The 25431-nt window shown below is 57.9% G+C and carries 19 protein-coding genes and 5 tRNA genes; 8 read left to right on the forward strand and 16 right to left on the reverse strand.

Features of this window, described 5'->3' with window-relative positions:
- The first annotated feature begins 113 nt into the window (after nucleotides 1-113).
- The 3 genes from hrpB (at nucleotide 114) to G502_RS0102780 (ending at nucleotide 4313) form a co-directional block, all read left to right on the forward strand.
- On the forward strand, nucleotides 114-2675 hold the full coding sequence (gene hrpB, locus G502_RS0102770) for an ATP-dependent helicase HrpB (protein ID WP_022727134.1): 2562 nt from the start codon (nucleotides 114-116) through the stop codon (nucleotides 2673-2675).
- Nucleotides 2672-4147: a mannose-1-phosphate guanylyltransferase/mannose-6-phosphate isomerase gene (locus tag G502_RS0102775; protein ID WP_022727135.1), complete on the forward strand. Its 1476-nt coding sequence runs from the start codon at nucleotides 2672-2674 to the stop codon at nucleotides 4145-4147. The genes hrpB and G502_RS0102775 overlap by 4 nt, the downstream gene beginning before the upstream one ends.
- 91 nt (nucleotides 4148-4238) lie before the next feature.
- Nucleotides 4239-4313: transfer RNA gene (locus tag G502_RS0102780), tRNA-Thr, on the forward strand.
- Nucleotides 4314-4391: 78 nt separating this feature from the next.
- On the opposite strand, the gene hspQ is transcribed toward G502_RS0102780, so the two are convergent.
- Entirely contained in the window at nucleotides 4392-4721 is a 330-nt protein-coding gene (hspQ, locus tag G502_RS0102785; RefSeq protein ID WP_022727136.1) for a heat shock protein HspQ, read from the reverse strand.
- Nucleotides 4722-4794: 73 nt separating this feature from the next.
- A complete protein-coding gene (locus G502_RS0102790) occupies nucleotides 4795-5235 on the reverse strand; it encodes a hypothetical protein (protein WP_022727137.1) in 441 nt (146 codons plus the stop codon).
- A 185-nt stretch (nucleotides 5236-5420) separates the two neighbouring features.
- Between G502_RS0102790 and G502_RS0102795 the strand changes: the two genes are divergently transcribed.
- A tRNA-Met gene (locus G502_RS0102795) sits at nucleotides 5421-5497 on the forward strand.
- Between the two features lie 47 nt (nucleotides 5498-5544).
- Here G502_RS0102795 and G502_RS0102800 read toward each other — a convergent pair.
- The gene (locus G502_RS0102800) at nucleotides 5545-6423 is read right to left on the reverse strand and encodes an AEC family transporter (protein WP_022727138.1); all 879 of its coding nucleotides are present in this window, start codon (nucleotides 6421-6423) and stop codon (nucleotides 5545-5547) included.
- 177 nt (nucleotides 6424-6600) lie between these two features.
- Between G502_RS0102800 and G502_RS0102805 the strand changes: the two genes are divergently transcribed.
- Nucleotides 6601-7218, forward strand: coding sequence for a flavin reductase family protein (locus tag G502_RS0102805; RefSeq protein WP_022727139.1), 618 nt, complete (start codon nucleotides 6601-6603; stop codon nucleotides 7216-7218).
- 31 nt (nucleotides 7219-7249) lie between these two features.
- On the opposite strand, the gene G502_RS0102810 is transcribed toward G502_RS0102805, so the two are convergent.
- The 12 genes from G502_RS0102810 to G502_RS0102865 form a co-directional block, all read right to left on the reverse strand.
- Nucleotides 7250-7325: transfer RNA gene (locus G502_RS0102810), tRNA-Val, on the reverse strand.
- 134 nt (nucleotides 7326-7459) lie between these two features.
- The gene (locus tag G502_RS0102815) at nucleotides 7460-7732 is read right to left on the reverse strand and encodes an HU family DNA-binding protein (protein WP_022727140.1); all 273 of its coding nucleotides are present in this window, start codon (nucleotides 7730-7732) and stop codon (nucleotides 7460-7462) included.
- A gap of 220 nt (nucleotides 7733-7952) precedes the next feature.
- Complete coding sequence (gene lon / locus G502_RS0102820; protein ID WP_022727141.1) at nucleotides 7953-10361, reverse strand: endopeptidase La; 2409 nt, start codon at nucleotides 10359-10361, stop codon at nucleotides 7953-7955.
- A gap of 143 nt (nucleotides 10362-10504) precedes the next feature.
- Nucleotides 10505-11770, reverse strand: coding sequence for an ATP-dependent Clp protease ATP-binding subunit ClpX (gene clpX / locus G502_RS0102825; RefSeq protein ID WP_022727142.1), 1266 nt, complete (start codon nucleotides 11768-11770; stop codon nucleotides 10505-10507).
- Nucleotides 11771-11945: 175 nt separating this feature from the next.
- Nucleotides 11946-12611 carry an ATP-dependent Clp endopeptidase proteolytic subunit ClpP gene (gene clpP / locus G502_RS18375; protein WP_022727143.1) on the reverse strand — a complete coding sequence of 222 codons (666 nt, stop codon included), beginning with the start codon at nucleotides 12609-12611 and terminating at the stop codon, nucleotides 11946-11948.
- A 117-nt stretch (nucleotides 12612-12728) separates the two neighbouring features.
- Nucleotides 12729-14408 carry a trigger factor gene (gene tig / locus G502_RS18380; RefSeq protein WP_022727145.1) on the reverse strand — a complete coding sequence of 560 codons (1680 nt, stop codon included), beginning with the start codon at nucleotides 14406-14408 and terminating at the stop codon, nucleotides 12729-12731.
- A 48-nt stretch (nucleotides 14409-14456) separates the two neighbouring features.
- Nucleotides 14457-14541, reverse strand: a tRNA-Leu gene (locus tag G502_RS0102840).
- Nucleotides 14542-14632: 91 nt separating this feature from the next.
- Nucleotides 14633-17062, reverse strand: a complete 2430-nt coding sequence (locus G502_RS18385; protein ID WP_211217797.1) for a thiamine pyrophosphate-binding protein — start codon at nucleotides 17060-17062, stop codon at nucleotides 14633-14635.
- A 124-nt stretch (nucleotides 17063-17186) separates the two neighbouring features.
- The gene (locus G502_RS0102850; RefSeq protein ID WP_022727147.1) at nucleotides 17187-17453 is read right to left on the reverse strand and encodes a hypothetical protein; all 267 of its coding nucleotides are present in this window, start codon (nucleotides 17451-17453) and stop codon (nucleotides 17187-17189) included.
- An 89-nt stretch (nucleotides 17454-17542) separates the two neighbouring features.
- On the reverse strand, nucleotides 17543-19054 hold the full coding sequence (locus tag G502_RS0102855) for an NAD(P)H-hydrate dehydratase (RefSeq protein ID WP_051151985.1): 1512 nt from the start codon (nucleotides 19052-19054) through the stop codon (nucleotides 17543-17545).
- 22 nt (nucleotides 19055-19076) lie between these two features.
- Complete coding sequence (locus tag G502_RS21265) at nucleotides 19077-20705, reverse strand: tetratricopeptide repeat protein (RefSeq protein WP_022727149.1); 1629 nt, start codon at nucleotides 20703-20705, stop codon at nucleotides 19077-19079.
- A 264-nt stretch (nucleotides 20706-20969) separates the two neighbouring features.
- Nucleotides 20970-21046 (reverse strand) — tRNA-His (locus tag G502_RS0102865).
- A gap of 137 nt (nucleotides 21047-21183) precedes the next feature.
- On the opposite strand from G502_RS0102865, the gene G502_RS18395 reads away from it, so the two are divergent.
- From G502_RS18395 to glnA, 3 genes are all read left to right on the forward strand, one after another.
- Nucleotides 21184-22377 carry a pyridoxal phosphate-dependent aminotransferase gene (locus tag G502_RS18395; RefSeq protein WP_040487593.1) on the forward strand — a complete coding sequence of 398 codons (1194 nt, stop codon included), beginning with the start codon at nucleotides 21184-21186 and terminating at the stop codon, nucleotides 22375-22377.
- 216 nt (nucleotides 22378-22593) lie between these two features.
- Nucleotides 22594-22932, forward strand: coding sequence for a P-II family nitrogen regulator (locus G502_RS0102875; RefSeq protein ID WP_022727151.1), 339 nt, complete (start codon nucleotides 22594-22596; stop codon nucleotides 22930-22932).
- 75 nt (nucleotides 22933-23007) lie between these two features.
- Entirely contained in the window at nucleotides 23008-24417 is a 1410-nt protein-coding gene (glnA, locus tag G502_RS0102880; RefSeq protein WP_022727152.1) for a type I glutamate--ammonia ligase, read from the forward strand.
- A gap of 93 nt (nucleotides 24418-24510) precedes the next feature.
- On the opposite strand, the gene motA is transcribed toward glnA, so the two are convergent.
- Nucleotides 24511-25386 (reverse strand): flagellar motor stator protein MotA, encoded by an 876-nt coding sequence (gene motA, locus G502_RS0102885; protein ID WP_022727153.1) that lies wholly within the window; start codon nucleotides 25384-25386, stop codon nucleotides 24511-24513.
- Nucleotides 25387-25431: the final 45 nt, after the last annotated feature.

Consider the following 25431-nt stretch of genomic DNA (forward strand, 5'->3'; position numbering starts at 1 on the left):
TTGGCAATTTATGGCATGTTAACGACTGAGCCACACAGAACAAGCACGGGTGCATGCCACGCTCCATCTCTTTTGGATAAGGCAGGCACTGACACAGGATTGCCATTCCCGGAATGACTGCAACAGCCCTCGAAAGCCCGATACTTCCGATCCACGACATCCTTCCAGAGTTGGGGAAAGCCCTGGCGGTCGCACCGACCGTCCTTCTGAAGGCGGCACCTGGCGCTGGGAAATCGACCATTGCACCGCTTCATGTCCTGCAAACGGCCGCTTGGCTGGAGGGCCGATCGATCCTGATGCTCGAGCCACGCCGCCTGGCAGCGCGTGCCGCAGCCCTGCGCATGGCCGATCTACTGGGCGAATCGGTTGGCGAGACCGTGGGTTACAGTACACGCCTTGAACGCAAGGTTTCCGCCAGAACGCGCCTGGAAGTGGTGACCGAGGGAATCCTGGTTCGCAGGCTGCAGAAGGATCCCGAGCTGCAGGGGATCGGGCTCGTCATCTTCGATGAGTTCCATGAACGCAACCTTCAGGCCGATCTGGGCCTCGCGCTCTGCAGGGACCTGCGCAGCGCCCTGCGCGCGGACCTGAAATTGCTGCTCATGTCGGCAACACTGGAAACACAAGCCTTGCAAACAGCCCTGGGCCAACCGCCCCTGGTCGAAACCGCCGGTACGGGCTATCCCGTGACCACGCGGTATCTTCCCGTGAAGATGCGCACCCGTCAGGAGATCTGCAGCGGTGTTGCCCAAGCCGTGAGCCAGGCTCTGCGCGAGACCAGGGGCAGCATCCTGGCCTTCCTGCCGGGCGAAGCGGAGATTCGGAGAACGCTGGCCCTGCTTGAGGAACAAGCGGGCAGACATACGGCCGTCCAACTGCACCCTCTTTTCGGCAGCTTGCCCTTCGAACAGCAGAAGGCCGCCCTTGCCCCAACCATGAGCGGTCAGCGCAAGGTCGTTCTGGCTACCAACATCGCTGAAAGCAGCTTGACCATAGAGGGCATTTCCACAGTGGTGGACAGCGGCCTGAGCCGCAGGCCGACCTTCGACCCAGCCACCGGCATGACCAGACTGGAAACGCAGCCAATCTCGAGGGCGTCCGCCGATCAACGCAGGGGCCGAGCAGGACGCCTGGAAGCAGGAATCTGTTACCGGCTTTGGCCTGAAGGGCAGGATCGCGTGCGCGCCGACTTCGATCCGCCAGAGATCAAGACAGCCGACCTGACGGGGCTTGCCCTGGAGCTGGCGGCCTGGGGATGCCTCACCGCAGATGACCTGGACTGGATTGACCCTCCTCCCGAAGCAGCGCTTGCCCAGGCCAAGGACCTGCTTGTGCAACTGCAGGCCATCCGGCCCGACGGCTCGATCACGGCACATGGCAGGCAGATTGCCGAGCTAGGGCTGGAGCCGCGCTACGCGCACATGATACTTGCAGCCGGCGACTTCAGTTCGGAACATACGGCCTGTGACCTGGCCGCACTTCTGAGCGAGCGCGACATCCTGCGCCGCACATCCTCCGGGATGGTTTCCAGCGACCTGCGCCACCGCTTGGAACTCCTGACAGAGGCAGACAGGAACAACGCCAGCAGAGAAACGGACCGGGCCGCGGAAAAGAGCTGTCGCAAAACCTCCCGACAGCTGCGCCAGCGCCTGGGCATTCGTGAGGGAAGCTCCTTGCCCTCCATGGCAGGACGGTTGGTCGCCCTTGCCTATCCCGAACGCGTCGCCCAAAAGCGCAAGGGACAAACCGGGCGCTTTCTCATGCGGAATGGACGCGGTGTCGAGTTGCCCGAGGATGACCCCCTGGCGCAGGAGGATTGGCTTGCCGTTGCCCATCTGGACGGACGCAGCGGTGACTCGCGGGTGTTCCTGGCTGCAGCAGTGACTCGTGCGGACCTGGAGGAACTCTTCGAGGCCGATATCGAGCAGAAGCGCCGTGTCGAATGGTCCAGCCGGGCAAACGATATCCTGGCACGCGAGGAACGTTGTCTGGGTGCACTGATCCTCGATAGCCGGAAGATCAAACAGCCGACGTCCGAGGAAATGACGGCGGCTCTGCTTTCAGCCATTCACGACAGGGGCCTGCGCGCCCTGCCCTGGACCGATCGGGCGCGCCGTCTTCAGGCACGCGTACTGTTCATGCGCCGGCTCGAACCGGACGGAGGCTGGCCGGACGTGAATGACGACAGCCTGCAGGCGCGCCTTGACGCGTGGCTGTCGCCCTACCTGGTGGGACTGAACAGCCTGCAGGAGCTTCAGGAACTTGATATCGCCGCCATACTCCACAGTTTCCTGGATCAGGAGCAGGTGAATCGGTTGGACAGTGAGGCGCCGGAAGCAGTCGAGGTTCCAACTGGCGCGCAGCGTTCCATCGACTATGAACCCGAGGAGGGGCCGGTGCTGGCGGTGAAGCTGCAGGAGATGTTCGGTGTATTGCATACGCCGCAGGTTGCGAGCGGGCGCCTGCCCTTGACGCTTCACCTGTTGTCCCCGGCCGGCCGGCCCCTGCAGGTGACCCAGAATCTCGAGACCTTCTGGAAGGATGGCTATCGCCAGGTGCGCGCTGAGATGCGCGGTCGCTACCCCAAGCATGCCTGGCCAGAGGATCCCCTGGAAGCCAAGCCTTCTACAGGTACCAAACGGGCAGGCCCCGGAAGGACACAGAACAAGCGATGAGGAGCGAATCACCAGACCCTACCCCCCTTCAACCGGTCATTCTGTCCGGGGGTGCCGGGACCCGGCTCTGGCCCTTGTCGCGCGAATCCTATCCCAAACAGCTCCTGCCGCTGCAGGATGACAGCTGGAGCCTGCTGCAGCAGACCGCACGACGTGTGGCGGATAGCCGGTTGTTCCTGCCGCCGCTGCTCGTCGCCAGCCATGACCATCGCTTCCTCGTCGCCGAGCAGTTGCGCGCATGTGGCATTATGCCGAACAGCATCCTGTTGGAACCCATTGGGCGCAACACGGCCCCAGCCATAGCCTTGGCCGCCCTTCATATCTGTCGGGAAGACCCGGCCAGGATCCTGGTTGTCATGCCGGCCGACCACCGGATCGACGATGAAGACGAGTTCCTGCGAGCTGTCCAAGTGGCAGCCAACGCGGCTGCATCCGGTAGCCTTATCACATTGGGGATCACGCCGGATCATCCGGAACCGGGCTATGGCTACATGAAAATGGGGGCCGCCGATGAAACGGTAACGGGAGCCTGGCACCTGGACGGCTTTACCGAGAAACCCAGTCAGTCCGTTGCCGAATCATACCTCGAGGCCGGAACCTACCTGTGGAACAGCGGTCTCTTCATATCCCGGGCAGATACGGTGTTGCGTGAACTCGAGCAGCACGCACCGGAGGTGATCGAGGCCTGCCGGCGAAGTCTGGATGCTGCCGAACATGATCTCGATTTCCTGCGTATCGAGGAAGAGGCTTTCCGGAGCGCCCCTACCCTCTCCTTCGATCATGCGGTGATGGAGCACACCACGTGGGGACGCGTCGTTCCCTGCGACCCAGGATGGAGCGATCTGGGAAGCTGGCAGGCACTCTGGAAACAGGGATCCGGGGACAGTGCGGGAAACACCATTCGTGGACGTGTGGTGTCCGACGGTGTCAGCAACAGCCTGCTCTATAGCGATGAACCCAGGTTGCTTGCCGCCGTGGACCTGGACGACATGCTCGTCGTCACCACGGGTGACAGCGTCCTTGTGGCCCCGCTGCAGGCAGGTGGGAAGATCGGCCAACTGGTAGAGACCCTGAAACTTAAGGGGTATCCCGAAGCTACAGAATACCCCCTCTGCCACCGCCCTTGGGGCAGCTATGAAACCCTGGCAGAGGACAGCGGTTTCAAGGTCAAGCGCATCATCGTGAAACCGGGCGGAAGCCTGTCGCTGCAATTCCACGAGCACAGATCCGAGCACTGGGTCGTGGTCAGTGGCGAGGCCTGCATCCAGAAGTCTGACAGACAGCATATCCTGCAGGAAAACCAGTCGCTTCACATTCCCGCCGGCACGCCTCACCGCCTGTCGAACAAAAGCGACATGCCCCTGACCCTGATCGAGATACAGTGCGGCACTTACCTGGGTGAGGACGATATCGTCAGGCTGGAAGACATTTACGGCCGCATGGGCCCGAAAGAGACATCCCGGGATTCTTGAGCGCGAACGAAATTACGGCCTTGTTTTCCTAGGAACCGGGTGGCATTTTCCCCGCCACATTGCACGGTAGATACGCCGTTCACGAAGAAGTGCCGCCGTAGCTCAGGGGTAGAGCACACCCTTGGTAAGGGTGAGGTCGAGTGTTCAAATCACTCCGGCGGCACCATTTTTCCCTAGAATTTGAACACAAAAAAGGCAGCCGCTTTTGGACTGCCTTCCTCGCTGTGTATTGGCTTAGGACACGTCAGTGTGTCGGATGGCTTTTCGGGCGATAGCGCCCTTCCTCCATCTCGGTGAAGAACTCTCCCACCTCTGGATGGGAAACCGGGCGCCCGCTTTGGTCATGCTCGAGATTCTGTTCCGACACATAGGCCGTATAGGTCGTTTCCTCGTTCTCGGCCAGAAGATGATAGAAGGGCTGGTCCTTCGTGGGACGCACTTCCTCTGGAATCGATAGCCACCATTCTTCGGTATTCGAGAATATGGGATCCACGTCGAAGATGACCCCGCGGAACTGATAGTGGCGATGCTTGACGACATCGCCAATCGAGAATTTTGCGGTCCGTATTGTCATAAAAGACTCAATAACGCGCCTGAACCAGATTGTTCAACTGCAAAGCTGTGCGATTTGCCCGGAATGAGGTCACTCACTCGCCGCGAATCGCAAAGATTTCCCACTCCCCAATGGAACGGACAGCCAGCATGTATTCACCGGGATCCAGGGTTTCGGAGCGGCCTTCACCACGCCCGATCTGATTGCCGACAATACCGATCAACTCACCCGTAAAGTCACGCAGCTCGATGGTCATGATGCTGCCTTGGCTGGTCCAGCGCAGGTGCCATTCCTCTTCAGCTGTGAAAACCTGGCTATCGAAATCATCCTCACCGGCAATGTTGATGATCGTTTCCTCGTCCGTGGTCACGATATTGCCGGACTCCGACTCGCCTTCCACGATCTTGTCATAACACTGCAAGCGCTCGGTCGGATCTTCGATCATGCGACAAGCCGTCAATTTGCTTTCGATTTCATCAGCCAGAAGGGTTCCCGGCAAAACCATGAGGCCGAGGATCAAAGTGAGATATTTCATTAAATCTGCCAGTCATTTCTTGTCTGCCTGAAGGATATATAACCTTACGGCGGTAAGATTAACCCCCAATTTGCGGATTCAGGGCAGAGTCAGTCGACAGAGACAAAAAATCAAAGGATTTCCTTCCAGGCGGCATTCCTTTGCTTGACGTTCGGGAGGGCATTTTCTATAGGAGGTCTCCCTTTGGCGGGGTAGCTCAGCTGGTTAGAGCAGTGGAATCATAATCCACGTGTCGGGGGTTCAAGTCCCTCCCCCGCTACCAACAAAAAGGCTGCCGGATCATTCCTCCGGCGGCCTTTTTTGCGTTCGTCAACGGGTCAAAGCCCAAAGCAGGGCTGGCAGGAAGGCAAAGCTCATGACGGTCGAGAAGACCACCATGCCCGCCACGTCCTCCGCACTGCGGCCAAAGCGTTCGGCAAACAGGTAGCTGTAGACAGCGACCGGCATCGAGGACTGGAGCACCAGGACATTGCGCTCCAACTCCGCCAATCCCAACAGGTGACTGACCAGCAAAGCCGCAGTGAGGCCACCGCCCAGCCGCAAGGCCGACAAGGACAGCCCGCGCTTCACACCCTGCAACGGCAGGTTTGACAGCGACACCCCAAGCGTCAGCAGCATCAATGGAATGGTCATCCCTCCGAGCAGATCGACGGTATTCGAGATCCACTTGGGCAGCTGCAAATCCCAAATGATCAGGGCCAGTCCCACCCCGACTGCATAAATGACCGGCAGGCGCAGCAGCTCGCGCCAGGCAAGGCTGCCGCGTGCCACGGTCATCCCCAGTGTGAAGTGACCGATGACATTCACGGTGAAATAGACGATTGCCAGCGCCAGGCCGGCATCCCCGAAGGCAAAGAGTATGAATGGCAGGCCGAGGTTGCCTGTATTGGGGAAAATCAGCCCGGGCAGGTAATCCCGCAGGTCCAGGCGTGCCAGCTTGAGAATCACGGCAGCACCGAACGCGACCAGAAGGGTGACCAGGATGGTGGCCAGGGCGATCTCGCCAAAGGCTTCGGGATCCGGGCGTGTCTGGTCGAAAGTGCGAACCAGCAGACACGGCGTCCCAATGTACATTACGAGCGCCGTGATCTGCGCGTTGTCGAAGGACCAGCCCTTGCGCCCCCAGACATAGCCCAGGGCAACGCACACAAGGATCGGCGCAATAACGGAGATCAGCGGTGCCAGCATGATGATGAGTCAGTCGTGAAAAGCCTGTGACGAACGTCAGGTCTGGTAGCTTGCCAATCCAAAAGAAACAACGCCTGCATTCGCCTTTTCCCGGATGGCTGCTATGCTTGGTTTGGAGTCGGGGCGCCCCACCGAGGCGGCTGCTTCTCTGGAATTTCTGATAAGACAGGATGGTTAATGTTCTACGAGGCAGGACAACACAAGGAAGCCGGTTTTCCGCACGATCCCTTCAAGGCGTTGGTGGTTCCCCGCCCGATCGGCTGGATTTCAACGCTCAACGACTCTGGTGGCGTCAACCTGGCGCCCTACAGCTTCTTCAATGCCGTTGCCTCGTCTCCCCCGATCGTCTTCTTCGCCCCAAACGGCAAGAGCCGACAAAGCGGCGTCAAGGACAGCCAGGACAATGCTGAGCGAACCGGAGAATTCGTGGTTAATCTGGCCACCTGGGATCTGAAAGAGGCGATGAACCAAACTTCGGCCAGCCTGCCCTCGAACGAAGCCGAGCCGGAGCATGCCGGCCTGGAAATGATCCCCAGCAAGCTTGTCGGACCGCCACGCGTCAAGCGCTCTCCGGTCAGCATGGAATGCCGTTATCTTCAAACCCTGGAACTTCCCTCCAGTTCGCAGGACACTGATAATTTTGTTGTCTTCGGCGAAGTGATCGGACTGCACATTGCCGATGACCTGATCGACGCCAAGGGCATGGTCGATATCACACAGGCGAAGCCCGTCGCACGGCTTGGCTACATGGATTATGCCGTGATCGAATCGGTCTTCAGCATGCAGCGGCCATAAGACCGGATTCACGTCTGGGACAGGAATGAAATGGTGGGCGGTGACGGACTCGAACCGCCGGCATCCACGGTGTAAACGTGGCGCTCTACCAACTGAGCTAACCGCCCTTCCATCCAGCCTCGAAAGCGACAGGCCGAGATAAGCCTTTTTCGCGCTTCGAAGCCCAATTCTCAAGAAAAAACCGGTTATTCAGGCGCAAGCCCAGAATAACCGGTTTTTTATAATAACCGATACGGCTGTATCAGTTAACAGCGTCTTTCAGACCCTTGCCAGCCTTGAACTTAGGCTGCTTGGACGCGGCGATCTTGATCTTCTCGCCGGTGCGTGGGTTGCGTCCTTCAGATGCTGCACGGTGTGCCACCATGAAGGTTCCGAAACCGACCAAGCGGATTTCGTCCCCTTTCTTGAGAGCAGCCGTAATAGAGTCGAATACGGCATCGATAGCCTTGGCACTGTCGGCTTTCGACAGACCAGTGTTGTCGGCTACAGAAGCCACGAGATCGTTCTTGTTCACTTAACCCCCCTTCGGTGATCTGTGAAGTTCCTAAGGAAATGTCGCTTAGGTAGTCAGGCACTCTAAACAGCGCCAATACGCCGCGTCAATGTGGAAAGCCGCAGTTACTGCCGCTTTTGGCCTTAAAAAAGGGGCGTGCTCCTTTCGGAACACGCCCCTTCTACAAAGATTCTAAAGCATGTGATGCATTTTATCCAAGTTTGCATCACAATCTCTGATTTCAGTGGGTCAGCTGGTCTCCGATGCCTTCACCTGCAGCCTTGTGAGCTACCGGATCCACCTCGTCACTTTCGGCCCACTCAATCGGTGTCAGTTTTCCCGCGAGGGCATGCTCAAGGATGTCATCCACGGTCTTGCAGGAAATGATATTCAGGTCCTCTTTCACGTTCTCGGGAACGTCTGCCAGGTCCTTCTCGTTTTCCTGCGGGATCAACACCGTCTTGATGTTACCGCGTAGGGCCGCCAGAAGCTTCTCCTTAAGTCCGCCAATCGGCAGAACGCGACCACGCAGTGTCACCTCACCGGTCATGGCCACATCATGGCGCACGGGCACTCCGGAAAGCATCGACACGATTGCGGTCACCATGGCCACACCGGCTGAAGGACCATCCTTCGGAGTTGCCCCTTCCGGCACGTGCACGTGGATGTCCTTCTTCTCGAAGATCGTCGGCTTGATGCCAAATTCCGCGGCACGGCTCTTCACATAGGATTCCGCTGCCTGGATCGACTCCTTCATGACATCGCCCAGCGTTCCGGTGGAAACGACCTTGCCCTTGCCGCGCACAGTGACGGCCTCGATGGAGAGCAATTCGCCCCCGACCTCTGTCCAGGCCAGACCCGTGGCAACACCGGCCTGGTCTTCCTGGTCGGCTTCCCCGAAGCGATAGCGGCGGACACCAGCATAATCGCCCAGGTTCTCAGGGGTGACCTCAATGACCTTCTTGTCGGTCATGGCCACTTCCTTGACCGCCTTCCTCAACAGTCCAGCCAATTCGCGCTCGAGATTTCGGACGCCGGCCTCTCGCGTGTAATAGCGGATGAGGTCACGCAGGGCATCGTTCGAGATGCTCCATTCACCTTCCTTGATGCCGTGAATCTCGAACTGCTTGGGCAGAAGATGGCGACGAGCAATCTCCACCTTCTCATCCTCGGTATAACCTGGGATACGGATCACTTCCATGCGGTCCAGCAAAGGCTGTGGCATGCGCAGCGTATTCGCCGTCGTCAGGAACATGACGTCTGAAAGGTCGTAGTCGACCTCCAGGTAATGATCGTTGAAGGAGTTGTTCTGCTCCGGATCCAGGACCTCAAGCAGCGCCGAGGAGGGATCGCCCCTCCAGTCCGCACCGAGCTTGTCGATCTCGTCCAGCAGAAACAGCGGGTTGGAGGACTTGGCCTTCTTCATCCCCTGGATGATCTTGCCGGGCATGGAGCCGATGTAGGTGCGACGGTGACCGCGGATCTCTGCCTCGTCACGCACACCCCCCAGGCTCATGCGCACGAAGTTGCGCCGAGTCGAGGTCGCTACGGACTTGCCAAGAGAGGTCTTGCCGACGCCCGGAGGACCGACGAGGCAAAGGATCGGACCCTTCACCTTCTTCATGCGCTGCTGCACCGCCAGATACTCGAGGATGCGTTCCTTGACCTTTTCCAGGCCATAGTGATCGCGATCCAGGATTTCCTGCGCCCGGTCCAGATCGATCTTGGCACGAGTCGGCTTCTTCCAGGGGATCGAAACCATCCAGTCCAGATAGTTGCGCACCACCGTAGCTTCCGCGGACATGGGGCTCATGTTCTTGAGCTTCTTCAGCTCCGCCTGGCATTTCTCGCGGGCTTCCTTGCTGAGCTTCGTCTTGCGAATCTTCTCTTCGAGTTCGGCCATTTCGTCACGACCGTCCTCGCCTTCGCCAAGCTCCTTCTGAATGGCCTTCATCTGCTCATTCAGATAGTACTCGCGCTGGGTCTTCTCCATCTGCCGTTTCACACGGTTCCGGATGCGCTTTTCCACCTGAAGGACGCCGATCTCGCTTTCCATGAAAGCATAGACCTTCTCCAGGCGGTCGCTGACCGTCGGAGTTTCGAGCAATTCCTGCTTGTCCGGAATCTTGAGCGACAGATGCGAAGCGATCGTATCGGCCAGCTTGCTGGGTTCCTCGATCTGGTTCACCGACACCAGGACTTCAGGCGGTATCTTCTTGTTCAGTTTGATGTACTGCTCAAACTGACTGACGACGGTCCGGGACAGGGCTTCGGTTTCCTTGTCCTTCTCGTCCTCTTCCTCGATTGGATCCGCAACCGCCTCGAAGAAATCGGCATTCTCGGTGAAATGCGAGATCTTGGCACGCTGGCCGCCCTCGACGAGCACCTTGACCGTGCCGTCAGGCAGCTTCAGCAGTTGCAGCACCGTGCCCACGGTTCCCGTGGCATAGATATCCGATGGTGTCGGATCGTCTTGCGAGGCATTCTTCTGGGTGACAAGCAGAATCTGCTTGTCGTCCTTCATCACGTCCTCAAGGGCACGTACGGACTTCTCGCGCCCTACGAAGAGCGGCACGATCATATGGGGGAAAACAACGATGTCTCTCAGCGGCAGAACCGGGAAGACATTGCCTTTGGATAATTCGAGCATCTTACCTCTTCAGCTCCGTGCCACCAGCCGCAGGCGGCCTGGCTTTACGGCCATGTTGATGGTCTCACTTGGAACCACAGATTGGCCGAAAACCGCTTAGTTCAAGGCCTTGAAAAAACCGCCCTGAAAACAGGTCAGCCCTGCTATGCGCTCGAGCCGACATCCTCACGGCGATCCGCATAGATGTAGAGCGGCTTTCCGCGGCCATCGACCACTTCACGGTTGATGACGATCTCCTCGACATCCTCGAGCCCAGGCAGGTCATACATGGGATCCAGAAGAATACCTTCCATGATCGAACGCAGACCACGCGCACCGGTCTTTCGCTTGATGGCCTTGTCCGCAATACCTCTCAGCGCATCTTCGGTGAACTGAAGGCTGACATCCTCCATGTCGAACAGGCGCTGATACTGCTTGACCAAGGCATTCTTCGGCTTGGTCAGAATGTCGATCAGGGCGTCCTCGCTCAGGTCCTCGAGCGTGGCCACCACAGGCAGGCGTCCGACAAACTCGGGAATCAGACCGAACTTCAGCAGGTCTTCAGGCTCCACATCATGCAGGATCGCCCCGGTGCTGCGCTCTTCCGGTGCCTTGACGTCTGCACCAAAGCCCATGGCAGATCCGCGTCCGCGTTCGCTGATGATCTTGTCCAGCCCTGCAAAGGCACCACCAACGATAAAGAGAATGTTCGTGGTGTCGACCTGCAGGAATTCCTGTTGCGGGTGCTTGCGGCCACCCTGCGGGGGAACCGAGGCAACGGTGCCCTCCATGATCTTCAGTAAGGCCTGCTGCACGCCCTCACCCGACACATCCCTGGTAATCGAGGGATTGTCCGACTTGCGGCTGATCTTGTCGACCTCGTCAATATAGACGATGCCGCGCTGGGCCCGTTCCACGTTGTAGTCGGACGCCTGCAACAGCTTAAGGATGATGTTCTCCACATCCTCGCCGACATACCCGGCTTCGGTCAGAGTCGTGGCATCCGCCATGGTAAAGGGCACATCAAGGATACGCGCCAGTGTCTGAGCCAGCAGGGTCTTGCCGCAACCGGTAGGGCCGATCAGCATGATGTTCGACTTGGTCAGTTCCACATCACCGCTTTTCTGGCTATGCGCCAGGCGCTTGTAGTGATTGTGGACCGCAACGGACAGAACCCGCTTGGCGTGATCCTGCCCGATCACATAGTCGTCGAGCACCGCCGAGATATCCGTCGGCGTTGGCACTCCATCGCGGGACTTGACCAGCGTGGACTTGTGCTCTTCGCGGATGATGTCCATGCACAACTCGACGCATTCATCGCAGATGAAAACCGTCGGTCCCGCAATGAGCTTTCGCACCTCATGCTGGCTCTTCCCGCAGAAGGAGCAGTAGAGGGTATTCTTGGAATCTGTGCCGCTGGATTTACTCATATCAACCGTTTTGCGTCTCTCTTCAGCTAAATCATGTTAGACAGACGCGCGCCCGGCACACAACGTCAAAAAAAGCGAACCCGGCGCACCCCACTTGTTCCAAGCATAGGCCTATCCGTCTATCCAAACAATTAAAGTGGTTCTTGAATCCAATCTGTGAAGAGCTGTGATTCGATCAGCTGTCGTCGTCCTTCTGATCATCAGCCTTCTTGTCATCCGCTTCCTGCGGCAGTTCACGCTGCGAGACCACGTCATCTATGATCCCGAATTCCTTGGCTTCTTCAGCGGTCATGAATCGATCTCTCTCCATCGCCTGCTCCACCGTTTCCAGGGGCTGCCCGGTATGGTGGGCATAGATCTGGTTCAAGCGGGCACGGACCGCCAGGATCTCCTTGGCATGGATCTCGATATCGGTGGCCTGCCCCTGAAAGCCACCAGAGGGCTGGTGGATCATGATCTTCGAATTCGGCAAGGCGAATCGTTTTCCGGGAGCGCCGGCCGTCAACAGCAGGGACCCCGCCGAAGCTGCCTGGCCAATGCAAACCGTGGAAATGTCCGGGCGGATGTACTGCATGGTGTCATACATGGCCAGCCCCGAGGAAACGACTCCCCCCGGCGAATTGATGTAAATCGCGATATCCTTGGTCGGATTCTCGGACTCCAGGAAGAGCAACTGCGCGCAGACCAGAGTGGAAACGGCATCGTTGATCGGCCCTGTCACGAAGATGATCCGCTCTTTCAGAAGCCGCGAATAGATGTCGAATGAGCGTTCCCCACGGTTCGTCTGCTCGACAACCATGGGAACCAGCGTGTTCATGTAGATATCCTGAGGGTCGCTCATCGCTTCAGCACCTTCCGGTCAAATGCTTCAATATAACTAACTTGCAGTGCGAACAACTGGGGAGGCTGCACCGCAACGATGCAAGCCTCCCCTTTTGCACCTGTCATTTCAAGCGCTTCACGCGCTTTCGGATGACGTCTTCTTGCTGGAACTGGATTTGCTGGTCGAAGCCTTGGAAGCTGTCGACTTGGAAGAGGCCTTGGCACCTTCTGCCTTGCTTCCTCCAGATTCCGCCTTCGAGGCTGTGGATTTAGCTGATGTACTCTTCTTCGAAGTCGAGGTCTTTGAAGTCGATGCCGATTTCTTGGCCTTGGCGGCAGATTCGCCCTCGCCTTCCGAATCCTCCTTCTTCGTGGACTTCGACTTGGTGGAAGCGGATTTCTTGGCCGTTCCAGAGGACGCGCTCTTCTTGCTAGAGGAAGACTCGCCCTTGGATTTCGTGGCCTTGGCCTTCTCGGTCTTTTCAGGCGAATCCTGGCTGTCAAACTCTTCGCGCAACTGGTCCGGGGTTACACCGCGTTCCGAAACCTCGGCCTGATCCAGTATATGGTCGACCACCTTTTCTTCCAGAAGCGGGCCACGCAGGTTCGCCACGGCTTGCGGATTCTGTTGATAGTGCTGGAAAACTTCCTGCTCGCGGCCCGGATAACGCTGAGCTTCCTGTATCAGAGCTTGCTGCAGCTCTTCCTGGGCCACGTCGATCTCGTTCTGGCTCCCGACCTCCGAGAGCAGCAGGCCGAGGCGAACGCGGCGCTCTGCAATCGCCCGGTACTCGCTCTTGAGTGTGTCCTCATCCTTCTCGGCATCTTCCGGATCCAGGTTACCGGCTTCCTTGTCCTGCTGCAGCCGGTTCCAGATGGCTTCGAACTCCATGTCGACCAGGCCTTCGGGCACCTCGAAATCATGGCGATCGGCCAACTCATCCAGCAACTGGCGCTTGACCAGCGTCCGGGACAAGGATTGATACTCGCCGCCCAGATGCTCGCGCAGCTTGGACTTCAGGTCCTCCAGATCTTCTGCGCCATAGCTCTTGGCCAATTCGTCATCGATATCGGCCGGCGTTGCCTTCAGGATATCCTTGACCTTGACCTGGAAGATCGCTTCCTGCCCAGCCAGCTTCTCGTTGCCATAGGCTTCCGGGAAGGTCACCTTGACCTCGGCTTCATCGCCCTTGTTCTTTCCGATCAGCTGATCCTCGAAATCACCGACGAAGGCGTTGCTTCCGAGTTCCAGGTGATGGTCCTCGGCCTCCATTCCGGGCAAGCTTTCACCATTCACTGAGCCCTTGAAGTCAATGACCAGCACATCGCCTGACTGGGCGGGACGTTCCTCGTCCAGTGCCTCGGTCTTCTTCTGCTGTTCGGCCAGGCGCTGCAGAGCCTCGTCGATCTCGTTATCCGGGATATCGACTGTCAAGCGCTCCAGGGAAATCTTCGTGAAATCAGCAGGTTCGATCTCGGGCATCAGTTCCAGCTTGATGCTGTATTCCAGATCCTGCCCTTCGTCATAGGAGGTGATTTCGATCTGCGGCTGCATGGCCGGCCGCAGGTTGCGCTCCGTGATGGCTTGCTGAGAGGAATCGTTGACCGCCTTTTCGAGCACTTCGCCCATCACGGCCTGGCCATAACGCTTGCGCAGGAGGCTTTCCGGCACCTTCCCTGGACGGAAACCCGGCAGCTTCACTTCGTCTTTCAGCTGTTCCAGGCGTGCCTGAACCTTTTCTTCGATATCGGCGGCGCTCAGGACAACCTTGTATTCCCGTTTCAGGCCGTCGGCGCTTGTCTCGGTTACCTGCATGAAAAAAGAGGCCTCTTTATGTGATGATGAAAGTTCGACCCAACAGATTGGTGCGGGCGGAGGGATTTGAACCCCCACGGGTTTCCCCACTGGTACCTAAAACCAGCGCGTCTACCAGTTCCGCCACGCCCGCCAGGCCAGACCCGGCGGACTATCCGCCCACCGCGGTCGGCGGTCTATAGCACAAGTGTTTTCCCGCGAACAAGGACAGCCGCAGAAAGCGATCAAGTCTGGCGATGCCTGGACAGCAGGGCGGCTGCACAGGCATCGATCAGGGCCTCTTCGTCCAATCCGTAATAGCGATAGAGATCCGGCAGGTCACCGGATTGCCCGAAGTGCTCCACCCCTAGGGCCTGCACACGATGGCCGCGCACGGCGCCCATCCAGCCAAGCGTGGCGGGATGGCCGTCAAGCACCGTCACCAGGGCTGCATCCCCTGCAAGCGGCGCCAAGAGATCTTCCACATGGGCCTTGGCTTCAGGATGTCCCTGCTGCCGAGCTCGCTCGGCTGCCGACCAGTCCGCATTCAGGCGGTCTGCAGAAGTCACGCAAAGCAGGCCGACACCGGGGACCTCCTCCTGGACGCTCTGCCAGGCCGCCTGCGCTTGCGGGGCGACCGCACCACTGAAGACAATGGCCAGTTCCGTGCCCCGGTCGGGCTGTTTCAACCAGTAACCACCCTGTATGATTCCATGCTTCAGTTCAGGCGTCATGGTCCGTTCCGGCTGCCCTATACTGCGCGTTGAAAGGCGCAGATAAACGGACCCACCGGTTTCGTCGCGCAGCCAACTCTTGGACACCTGCTCGTCCAGTTCACGGCCCTGCCCGTCCCTTTGAAGGTAATCAAGTGACCACTGCATGATCGCTGCCAACTCGTCGGCAAAGGCCGGTTCGAAACTGGCCAGACCGTCCTGCGCCATGCCGATCAGGGGTGTCGAGACGGATTGATGTGCACCACCCTCAGGAGCCAGCGTTATGCCCGAAGGCGTCCCGACAACGATGAAACGGGCATCCTGGTAACAGGCATAGTTCAGGGAATCGAGACCGCGCTGGATAAAGGGGTCGTAGAGTGTCCCGATCGGGAACAGGCGGCTGCCGAACAGGCTATGACTCAACCCTAGCGCCGCCAGCAGGGTGAAGAGATTGTTCTCGGCGATCCCCAGTTCCACGTGCTGGCCTTTGGGCGACATTCCCCAGCGCTGGGCCGAAACTACCTTTTCCTCGCGGAAGATGTCCTCACGGTCATGCCGATCGAAGATGCCGCGCCGATTGACCCAGCCTCCCAGATTGGTGGACACGGTCACGTCCGGTGAAGTGGTAACGACACGAGCAGCCAGTTCACTCTCGCTCTTGGCAAGATCGGCCAGGATCTTGCCGAAGCCTTCCTGGGTGGAAAGCCGCTCACCGGAAACCGCAATGGCGTCCTCTGGCACCTGGACACAAGGGGCCGTATAGCGGCGCGTTCCACGCTGATTGAAGGGCACGGCCTCCAGAAAGCTGCGCAGCTTCTCTTCGGGTATGTCCAGGCCGGCAAAGGGATTCCACTCCTGGCCTTCAGGCACCTTCTGCCTTTGCTGGAAAACAGCCATCTGCTCACTGTTCATCAGGCCCGCATGATTGTCCTTGTGACCTGCGAAGGGCAGTCCATACCCCTTGATGGTATAGGCGATGAAACAGGTTGGGCGGTCATCCTTTATCTGGGAGAAAGCCTCCAGCACGGTCTCCAGGTCATGACCGGCCAGATTCGTCATCAACTCACAAAGAGCATCATCATCCAGGGAATCGAGGAGCTCGCGAATTCCCGGTTCATCTCCCAGGTCCGCCAGCAGGTGCTGGCGCCAGCCATCTGCCCCCTTGAACACAAGGGCCGAATAGAGCGAGTTGGGACAGTCATCGATCCATCGCCGCAGGGCTTCGCCCCCAGGTTTCTGGAAAGCCGCCTCGAGCTTCTTCCCGTACTTCAGGGTCACAACCCGCCAGCCCATGGTCTTGAAAAGCTGGTCGATTTGGCCAAAGAGCCGGTCGGTTACAACGGAATCCAGACTTTGGCGATTGTAGTCGATGATCCACCAGACATCGCGGATGTCGTGTTTCCAGCCTTCCAGCAAGGCTTCATAAACATTGCCTTCATCCAGTTCTGCATCACCGACCAAGGCGACCATTCGCCCGCGCTCGACCTTTTCCGGCAACATCTGTTTCATGTCCAGATAATCCTGGACCAGGCTGGCAAAGGAGGTCATGGCAACGCCAAGTCCCACGGATCCCGTGGAAAAATCCACGTCATCGGTGTCCTTGGTACGCGAGGGATAGGACTGCGTTCCGCCAAAACCGCGAAACTTCTTCAGGCTTTCCGCATCCTGGTTGCCCAGCAGGTACTGTATGGCGTGGAAAACAGGACTGGCATGCGGCTTGACGGCAACACGGTCATCCGGCCCAAGCACCTCGAAATAAAGTGCTGTCATGAGGTTGACCAGGGACGCGCAGGACGCCTGGTGACCGCCCACTTTCAGCCCATCGCGGCTTGCCCGGATGTGATTGGCATTGTGAATCATCCAACTGGATAGCCACAGAACCTTCTGACTCAAGGCTTCCAGGCTGGTCATCCGCTCCTGGTAATGCCGAGCAACAGTCGAATCATTCTGGCTGGAAAGCATCTTGCGCTTTGCCGTATCTGCACACATGGCCCCATACCCTGGATTACATGAATAGCGGGAACCACCGGACCATAGCGCAGCAAACTGTGCAAAAGAAATCCCTCACAAGAGGGCGTCAAATTGTTCAGGCCGTCTCCAGCTCGTGACGCAGCGGGAAACGTTCCATGAACGAGGTCATGTTCAGCGTCCGTGAGTCCTCGAACCAGTCATAGGCTTTCTGCTGAACCTTTACCCGGAAGTGCACATGCTGAATCCCGAGCCGATCAGGCATGATGGATAGGACATGGGCTGTCTCCACTACACCATTGGCCGGATGCGAGCGATAGACGCGCCCGGTTTCAATATCACCTGCCTTCAGGCGGCGTGAACTTTTGAAACCCATCAGGCTCATTTCCAAGTCCTCCTGCCTTTTACCCAAGGAGTTGAGACGAAGAGTCACCCCTTGATATGAAGCGTGGGGCCGAATTCCTTGAAAAATCGTTAATCTCGTAACCGGAGACGTAAAAGGCGCAGAATTCCCGGAATTTCTTCGGGGATATCCTCGGATATCAAACCCGGTCCAATGTTGTTTGCGGCTTCCCCCTGCAGCCAGACAGCAGCCGCAGCCGCCTGGAAACTGTCCATGCCCTGGGCCAACAATCCGACTGCAAGGCCTGTCAGGACATCTCCACTGCCCGCCGTAGCCAGTTCGGCGGGTGCATTGCTGTTGATGATAGCGCGTCCATCCGGCGAAGCGATAACGGTATCCGGCCCCTTCAGAACAACCACAGCGCCTGATTGCGCGGCCGCCTGACTGGCACAGACCAACCTGTTTCCCTGGCCATTCCCAAACAAGCGCCGATACTCGCCATCGTGCGGCGTCAGGATTGTTGGTTGCCTGCCTGTGGCCTCGAAAAGCGCTTCAGGCCTATCGGAAAAAATGCTCAGGGCATCGGCGTCCAGCACGAGTGGAATCCCGGATCCCTGAAGGGCCTTAATCTTGTCCCTGGCGGCTTCATTCAAGCCCAGGCCCGGCCCGGCACCCGCTGCAGAGTAGTGCCCCTTTTCGAGAAGCAAATTCAGGTTCGAAACATCATTGCAGCTCTGCACGATCAAGCTGGGACTGTCACTGCGGTACACCCGGCTGGCTTCTGAGGATGCCGCAAGGCTGACCAGACCACTGCCAACCCGCAACGCAGCGCGGGCCGCAAGTCGCGAGGCCCCTGTCATGCTTTCCCCGCCAAGAAGCAAGCTGTGTCCGGCATGATACTTGTGCCCTTCCGGACGACGCCATGGCCAGTCCTGAAGCCACAGTTCCGGCCCATTTTCCCAGGTGGAAAGCGAAAAGCGATCAAGCACTGACTCGGGTATGCCTATATCGGCAACACGGACAGCGCCACAATGCCCTCGCCCCGGATAGAGCAGCTGTGCCGGTTTCTTGCGAAAGAAGGTCACTGTCAGACTGGCCCGGAGGGCGACGGAGCCAACGGGTTGGCCGCTGTCCCCTCCGATGCCGCTGGGCACGTCAACCGAGACAACCGGTATCTTCGAGCGATTGATCCGCTGCACCAGATCCGCGACCTCTCCTTCCAGCGGGCGCGACAGACCGGCTCCAAACAATGCATCGACCACCAATGCGGCATCTTCCAGCCTGGCATCCTTCAGAGGGTGTATCTCTGCCTGGCAGAGCTCGGCGTGCCAAGCTGCATCCGGGGGCAATTTCCCGATCTGTCCCAAGGCTGCAACCTGGACCGGCCAGCCTGCATCCGCGAGATGCCGCGCGATGACATAGCCATCACCGCCATTGTTTCCGGGCCCGCATAGCACAAGAACAGGCCGCGGAGACCAACGCTCGAATATTGCCCGCGTGACGGCTGCACCGGCATTCTCCATGAGCACACGCGTGGAGACACCGAACTCCTCCGCTGCCTGGTCGGCACGATAGAGTTCGGCCACAGACAGCACACACCTGCGCTTTGCACTTTGGGGCAACACGGTGGACGGTGATTTCATTTTCTTGGGGCCAGATTTCGGATCACTGAACTTCGAGCACCTGACAGAAAGACCCCTCGTCGCGGGATTCGATCCTTGCACAAACCTCTCGCGCCTCAGTTTCTGTTGCATAGCCAACGCCGAGAACCCTCAGAAAGGTTCCGGAGTCTGTCTGAACCTCGCGTGTCTCAAAGGTCAGTCCGCTCAATGATTCCTGATGCTTGCTTACAGCCTCTTCCCAAAGGCGGCGCGCTCCTTCCGGTGAGGCCATGGAACCAAGCCAAAGTGCAAAATCAAGCGCCTCGCTGCCTTCCGATTGGCCGGCCTGGCTTTGAGCTGAGTCAGCGCTCGTGGTCGCAGAAGGCTCAGCTCGCTCTTCTCCACTCCCACGCGCTGAATCATGTTCTTCAGACGAACTGTCTGATGAACCAGTCTCCTCCTCGTCGTACAGGGGATCTGTGCGCATTTCGGCCAAGCTGTCTGTCGCGATAGCCCCGGCTGATGACCGAGGCTCAGTGGAGGACTCGGAAGAGGTCTCCTGGTTGGGAGAGTCTCGTTCTGGTTCCCTTCCATCCACTTCATCCTGGGCAAGGCGCGCCATTCTTTCCGGATAGAGCTCCACAGCACCGGCCGTATCCACTTCGTCAGCTACTGCGGGATCACCGTTTTTTTTTACGTCTTCGCCTGCGCTGCCCTTTTCGCGATCCTGGTCGGTGGGAAAGAGGTTTCGTGCTGTGGCTTCCTCTTCAGGGCCGGGGACCTCCTCTCCCCCGACAACTTCCATTTCCTCGTCTGATTCAGTGACGACGGATTCCGATTGATCGCTTTCGACGGCAGTATCCTGCTCATCCGGGCGCTCCTGCGCCTGATCAGCGACGACTTCGTCGTCCGACTTTTCTTCGGGTTCGGATTTCGGCTCAGGCTGTATATCTCCAGAAGCCTGCCCGGCCTCACTTCTCTGAGAGTCCTCCGGGATCACTTCTTCCAGGGTCATATCAGGCTCCCTGCTACTCACCCCGGCATCCTTGAGCTCCTCCACTTCGGCACTGGCGCGCTCATGGCCTTGGGTTTCCGCCAATTCATACCAGTAGAGGGCATGAGCCCGGTTTTCATCGACGCCGACACCAAGTCGATACATTTCGGCGAGCGCGAACTGGGATTCCGCCAAGCCACTTGAGGCCGACCTTTCGAACCACTCCGCCGCCTTGGAATGGTCCTGATCCGTGCCCATTCCTTCATAGTATGCCAAGGCGACATTGTACTGAGCCTGCTGGTGCTCGTTTTCCGCGGCATCCAGCCAGAGCTGAAAAGCCCTTTCCTCACTTCGAGGCACGCCGTGGCCCTTGATGTAGAGCAAGGCCAGATTGTTCTGCGCATCCGCCAGGCCAGCTTCCGAAGCCAGGAGATACCAGTCTGCAGCCTTGGTCAGGCTGCGCATGACCCCTTCTCCCCCATTCTCGTAAAGCTTTGCCAATGCGTACTGAGCCTGCACGTCACCGGCCTCCGCCAGGGGAAGCCAGATCTCTTCCGCCCTTGCGAACTCGTCCGCCTCATAGGCCTCGACACCAGCCTCATAGCTTTCTTCGACCTCCTGGGCATAGGTGCCAGAGGCCCAGAGCAATACGAGGGCCGTCGCAACCGTACGAAGCAGGCCGTGAATCTGAGTGGACACCCCCGAAACTCCCCATTCTTGAATCCTGCCCGTGACCTTATCGGCACCTGCTAGTGTCAGCAAGATGAGAGGTTTGACAGATTCAATTTCCAGTAAACCCGGACTCAGCAGAATCAGAAGATGATTTCAGGTCAGGATCATCCAAGCGCCGGCCTATTGCGCCCAAGGCTGCCACAATAGATATCCAATTTTCCGGGATAAACCGTTACCTGGTCGTCTGGAATGTAATGTAAGCCATGTGTCCAGAACGGACCCTTGAGGGACTGGGGTGGCTGATGGGATTTGAACCCACGACCTCCAGGACCACAACCTGGCGCTCTAACCAACTGAGCTACAGCCACCACCGACCGCTTCGCGCTGTGGCGAAAGAATGAGTGTGTTTACTCTTCTGCTCTCGGGGGCGTCAAGCACAACGACTTTAATTGAAGGCTTGCCTCTGTCTAGAATGCGCCAAGACCAAAATCAGGGAGACCTCAAGGTGCATACTGTTGATTCACTCAATCGCCTCGGAACCGAAACTGCCTTTGAAGTGCTTGCACGCGCGAACGCGCTCGCGGCCCAGGGGCATTCCATGATCAACCTCGGAATCGGACAGCCCGACTTTCCTACGCCGCAGCATATCGTCGAGGCCGGCATCAAGGCATTGAGAGACGGACATCACGGCTATACCCCCGCCAACGGCATTCCTGAACTACGCGAAGCCGTGGCCGCCGACCTGGAATCCCGTGCCGGTCGGGCTCTGGATCCGGGTCGCGTGCTGATCGTGCCGGGGGGCAAGGTAACCATGTTCTTCGCAATAACCGCGTTCGGAGAACCGGGAACCGAGATCATTTATCCCAATCCCAGCTTTCCCATTTACGAATCGCTCATAAACTATACTGGCGCTAAACCTGTCCCCTTGATGCTCAAGGAAAACGATGGTTTTGGCTTCAAGGCTGAAGACATCCTGTCCCTGATCACGGAACGCACCCGCCTGATCGTTCTGAACAGCCCTGCCAATCCCACAGGCGGGGTTGTCGCTCCGGAAGAAATCGAACGCCTGGCCGAGGGCCTTGAACGACACCCCGATGTGGCTGTTCTCTGTGACGAGATCTACAGTCGCATCCTCTATGGTGAACACAGGCACGCCAGCCTTCTGGCCTATCCCTCGCTATCGGAGCGTATCATTCTGCTCGACGGCTGGAGCAAGACCTACGCCATGACGGGATGGCGGTTGGGATACTCCTATTGGCCGGAATCACTTGTCGGCAAGATGACCCGCTTGGCCGTAAACTCCTATTCCTGTGTGAATGCCGCAGCCCAGCATGCAGGACTGGCCGCCTTGAACGGCCCCCAGGACGAGGTGGAAAAGATGCGCCAGGCCTTTGATGAAAGACGCAAGGCTATCGTCAACGGCCTCAACAGAATTGAAGGCATCAGTTGTGTTGAACCTGGTGGTGCTTTCTATGCATTCCCCAATATATCCGAGACGGGATTCACGGCAAAGCAGCTCGAGGAGGGATTACTGGAGCAAGCGGGCGTTGCTGCCATTGCAGGCACATCCTTTGGCGCAAATGGCGAGGGCTTCTTGAGACTGTCCTATGCCAACAGCCTCGAGAACATCAAAACGGCCCTGGACCGGATCGAAAGCTATCTTGCGGAGCATCGCACCTCCCGCACTGCGTCCGCGTGATGACACTGAGAGCACGGGAAAAGTGCTTTGCGTGCTGATCAAAATTTAGGCACCCTGCCTTGTTTGCAGGCATATGGTTTTGCTTCCATGCAGAATATTGAAGCGTGGAATGCTGAATTCCTGCACCTGCCGGCGTTTGGCATGCGTCCTGCTTTATACCGGTCAGCGGTGGCCGTGCGTTACCCCTAACCAATCGAATGGACAGTGAAGAGAGCCATGAAGAAAGTCGAAGCCATCATAAAACCCTTCAAACTCGATGAGGTAAAAGAAGCCCTTCATGAAGTTGGCATAAAGGGGATTACGGTCACCGAAGCCAAGGGATTTGGCCGCCAGAAAGGACACACGGAACTCTATCGCGGAGCCGAGTATGTCGTCGACTTCCTGCCGAAAGTGAAGATTGAGGTCGTTGTCGACGACAATCTGGTCGAGCGTGCGGTCGATGCCATCATGGAAACGGCACGTACCGGCCGTATTGGCGATGGCAAGATCTTCGTCAGCTCCATCGATGAAGTTATCCGTATCCGCACGGGCGAGCGCGGTGCGGAAGCTGTCTGACGGCCCCCAGCTCGAAAGCTTCCCTGAAACACAATAAACAGCAAGAAACGCTTAGAAAGAAAGGACGCAGACACTATGTCCGATGCAAATACCGTTCTCCAGATGATCAAGGACAACGACGTTGTATACATCGATTTCCGTTTCACCGACCCGCGCGGCAAGTGGCAACACCTGGCCCATCATGTGGACACGGTTGATGAAGAGTTGTTAGCTGAAGGCATCATGTTCGACGGCTCGTCTATCGCGGGCTGGAAGGAAATCAACGAATCCGACATGGCGCTGAAGCCGGATCTTTCCAGCGCCGTCATGGATCCCTTTGCTGCACAGCCACAGCTCATTCTGTTCTGTGACATCCTGGATCCGGTTACTGGCCAGCCCTATAATCGGGATCCACGCACGACCGCCAAGAAGGCGCTTGCCTACATGGGGTCGAGCGGAATCGGTGATACGGCCGTGATCGGCCCTGAAGCCGAGTTCTTCGTCTTTGACGACGTGCGCTATGCCGTCGACATGCATCACTCCTTCTTCCGCTTCAGCAGCGAGGAAGGTCCCTACATGTCCGGTGCGGAGATCGAGGAAGGCAACCTGGCCCATCGTCCCGGCATCAAGGGGGGCTACTTTCCTGTTCCCCCTGTTGATTCAGGCACGGACCTGCGCGCCGAAATGGTCAGCGTCATGAAAGAGATGGGCGTCCAGGTGGAAAAACACCACCACGAAGTCGCGCCATCCCAGCACGAATTGGGCATCAAGTTCGACACTCTGGTCAAATGCGCCGACAATATGCAGATCTACAAGTATGTCGTGCACAATGTCGCACATTCCTTCGGGCGTACGGCAACCTTCATGCCCAAGCCGGTCTATGGAGACAATGGCTCAGGCATGCACTGCCATCTCTCCATCTGGAAGGACAACAAGCCGCTTTTTGCCGGTGATGGCTACTCTGGCCTCTCGGAAACGGCCCTGTTCTTCATTGGGGGAATCATCAAGCATGCCCGCGCCGTGAATGCCTTCACGAACCCGAGCACCAACAGCTACAAGCGGCTGGTCCCAGGCTTCGAAGCGCCGGTTCTCTTGGCTTATTCTTCGCGCAATCGCTCGGCCTCCTGTCGAATTCCCTTTGGAGCCGGGCCAAAAGCCAAGCGTGTGGAAGTGCGCTTTCCTGATCCGACCGCAAACCCGTACCTGGCCTTCACGGCCCTGCTCATGGCCGGCCTAGATGGCATCAAGAACAAGATCCACCCGGGCGACGCCATGGACAAGAACCTCTATGACCTGCCGGCAGAGGAACTGGAAGACATCCCGACTGTCTGCGGTTCCCTGCGTCAGGCGCTTGAGGCTCTTGAGGCCGACCAGGACTTCCTGCTTGCAGGCGATGTTTTCGACAAGGACCAGCTGCGCGGCTATCTCGACCTGAAATGGGAAGAGGTCTATGCCTTCGAGCAGGCCCCGCATCCGATAGAATACAAGATGTACTATAGCTCCTGACCTTTTCTCAGGATCATAGAGACAAAACGGGCCGCTCTCGAATGAGCGGCCCGTTTTACGTCGTACGCCTGCCTCCGTACTATCTTTTCGAGCTCAAGCGGGTGCTTCGTTGGGAATGGCGTTGATTGCCTCTTCCAGGTCATAGAATGAGGGCTGGATACGCGTCGGCACATTGCCACGTCCGATCTCCACGGATACCTGGGCAGCATGCCCATGCAGGTGTGCCGTCAGGGTGTCACGGATTACGGCATAAAACTGGGCTTCCTCATCAATGATCTGCTTCAGGCGTGTGGCCATCGGGCCGACAAAGCCATAGGCAAGGAAAACACCCAGAAAAGTCCCGACCAGCGCGGAACCAATCATACCGCCCAGCACATCCACCGGCTTGTCAATCGAAGCCATTGTCTTGATCACCCCGAGAACCGCAGCAACAATTCCCAATGCGGGCAGGCCATCGGCCATCGTCTGTAAAGCTTCTGCAGGCTTCAAGGCTTCCTGGTGGTGCTTTTCCAACTGCCGTTCCATGAAATCCTCAACCTGATGCGGATCGTCCAGATTCATGGTGACCATCCGAAGTGTGTCGCAAACAAGAGCGACCACATGGTGATCCGCGGCGATCTTGGGAAACTGCTGGAATATCTTGCTTTCTTCGGGGTTCTCGATATGCGGCTCCAAGCCGACAACGCCCTTGGTCTTCATGACTTTGGTCAAGGCATAAAGCAGGCAGAGCAGATCCCTGTAATCGTCACGATGCCAGCGCGGCCCCTTGAACACCCGCCCAATTCCGGAAACGGTTTGCTTGACGATGCTGCTGGCATTGGCAACCAGCAGTGCGCCAACAGCAGCGCCTCCGATAATCATCATTTCCAATGGCAGGGCCTTGAGGACAATTTCCATATTGCCCCCCGCCAGAAGGTAACCACCAAATACCATAAACACGACCATGATCAGGCCACCAGCCGACAGCATGCTTTAGTCTCCCGTAATCAAAGCTGTCTTTCGGGATGCCCAAAA

This window comes from Fodinicurvata sediminis DSM 21159, from assembly GCF_000420625.1.
GTDB classification, from domain to species: Bacteria; Pseudomonadota; Alphaproteobacteria; order Kiloniellales; family DSM-21159; genus Fodinicurvata; species Fodinicurvata sediminis.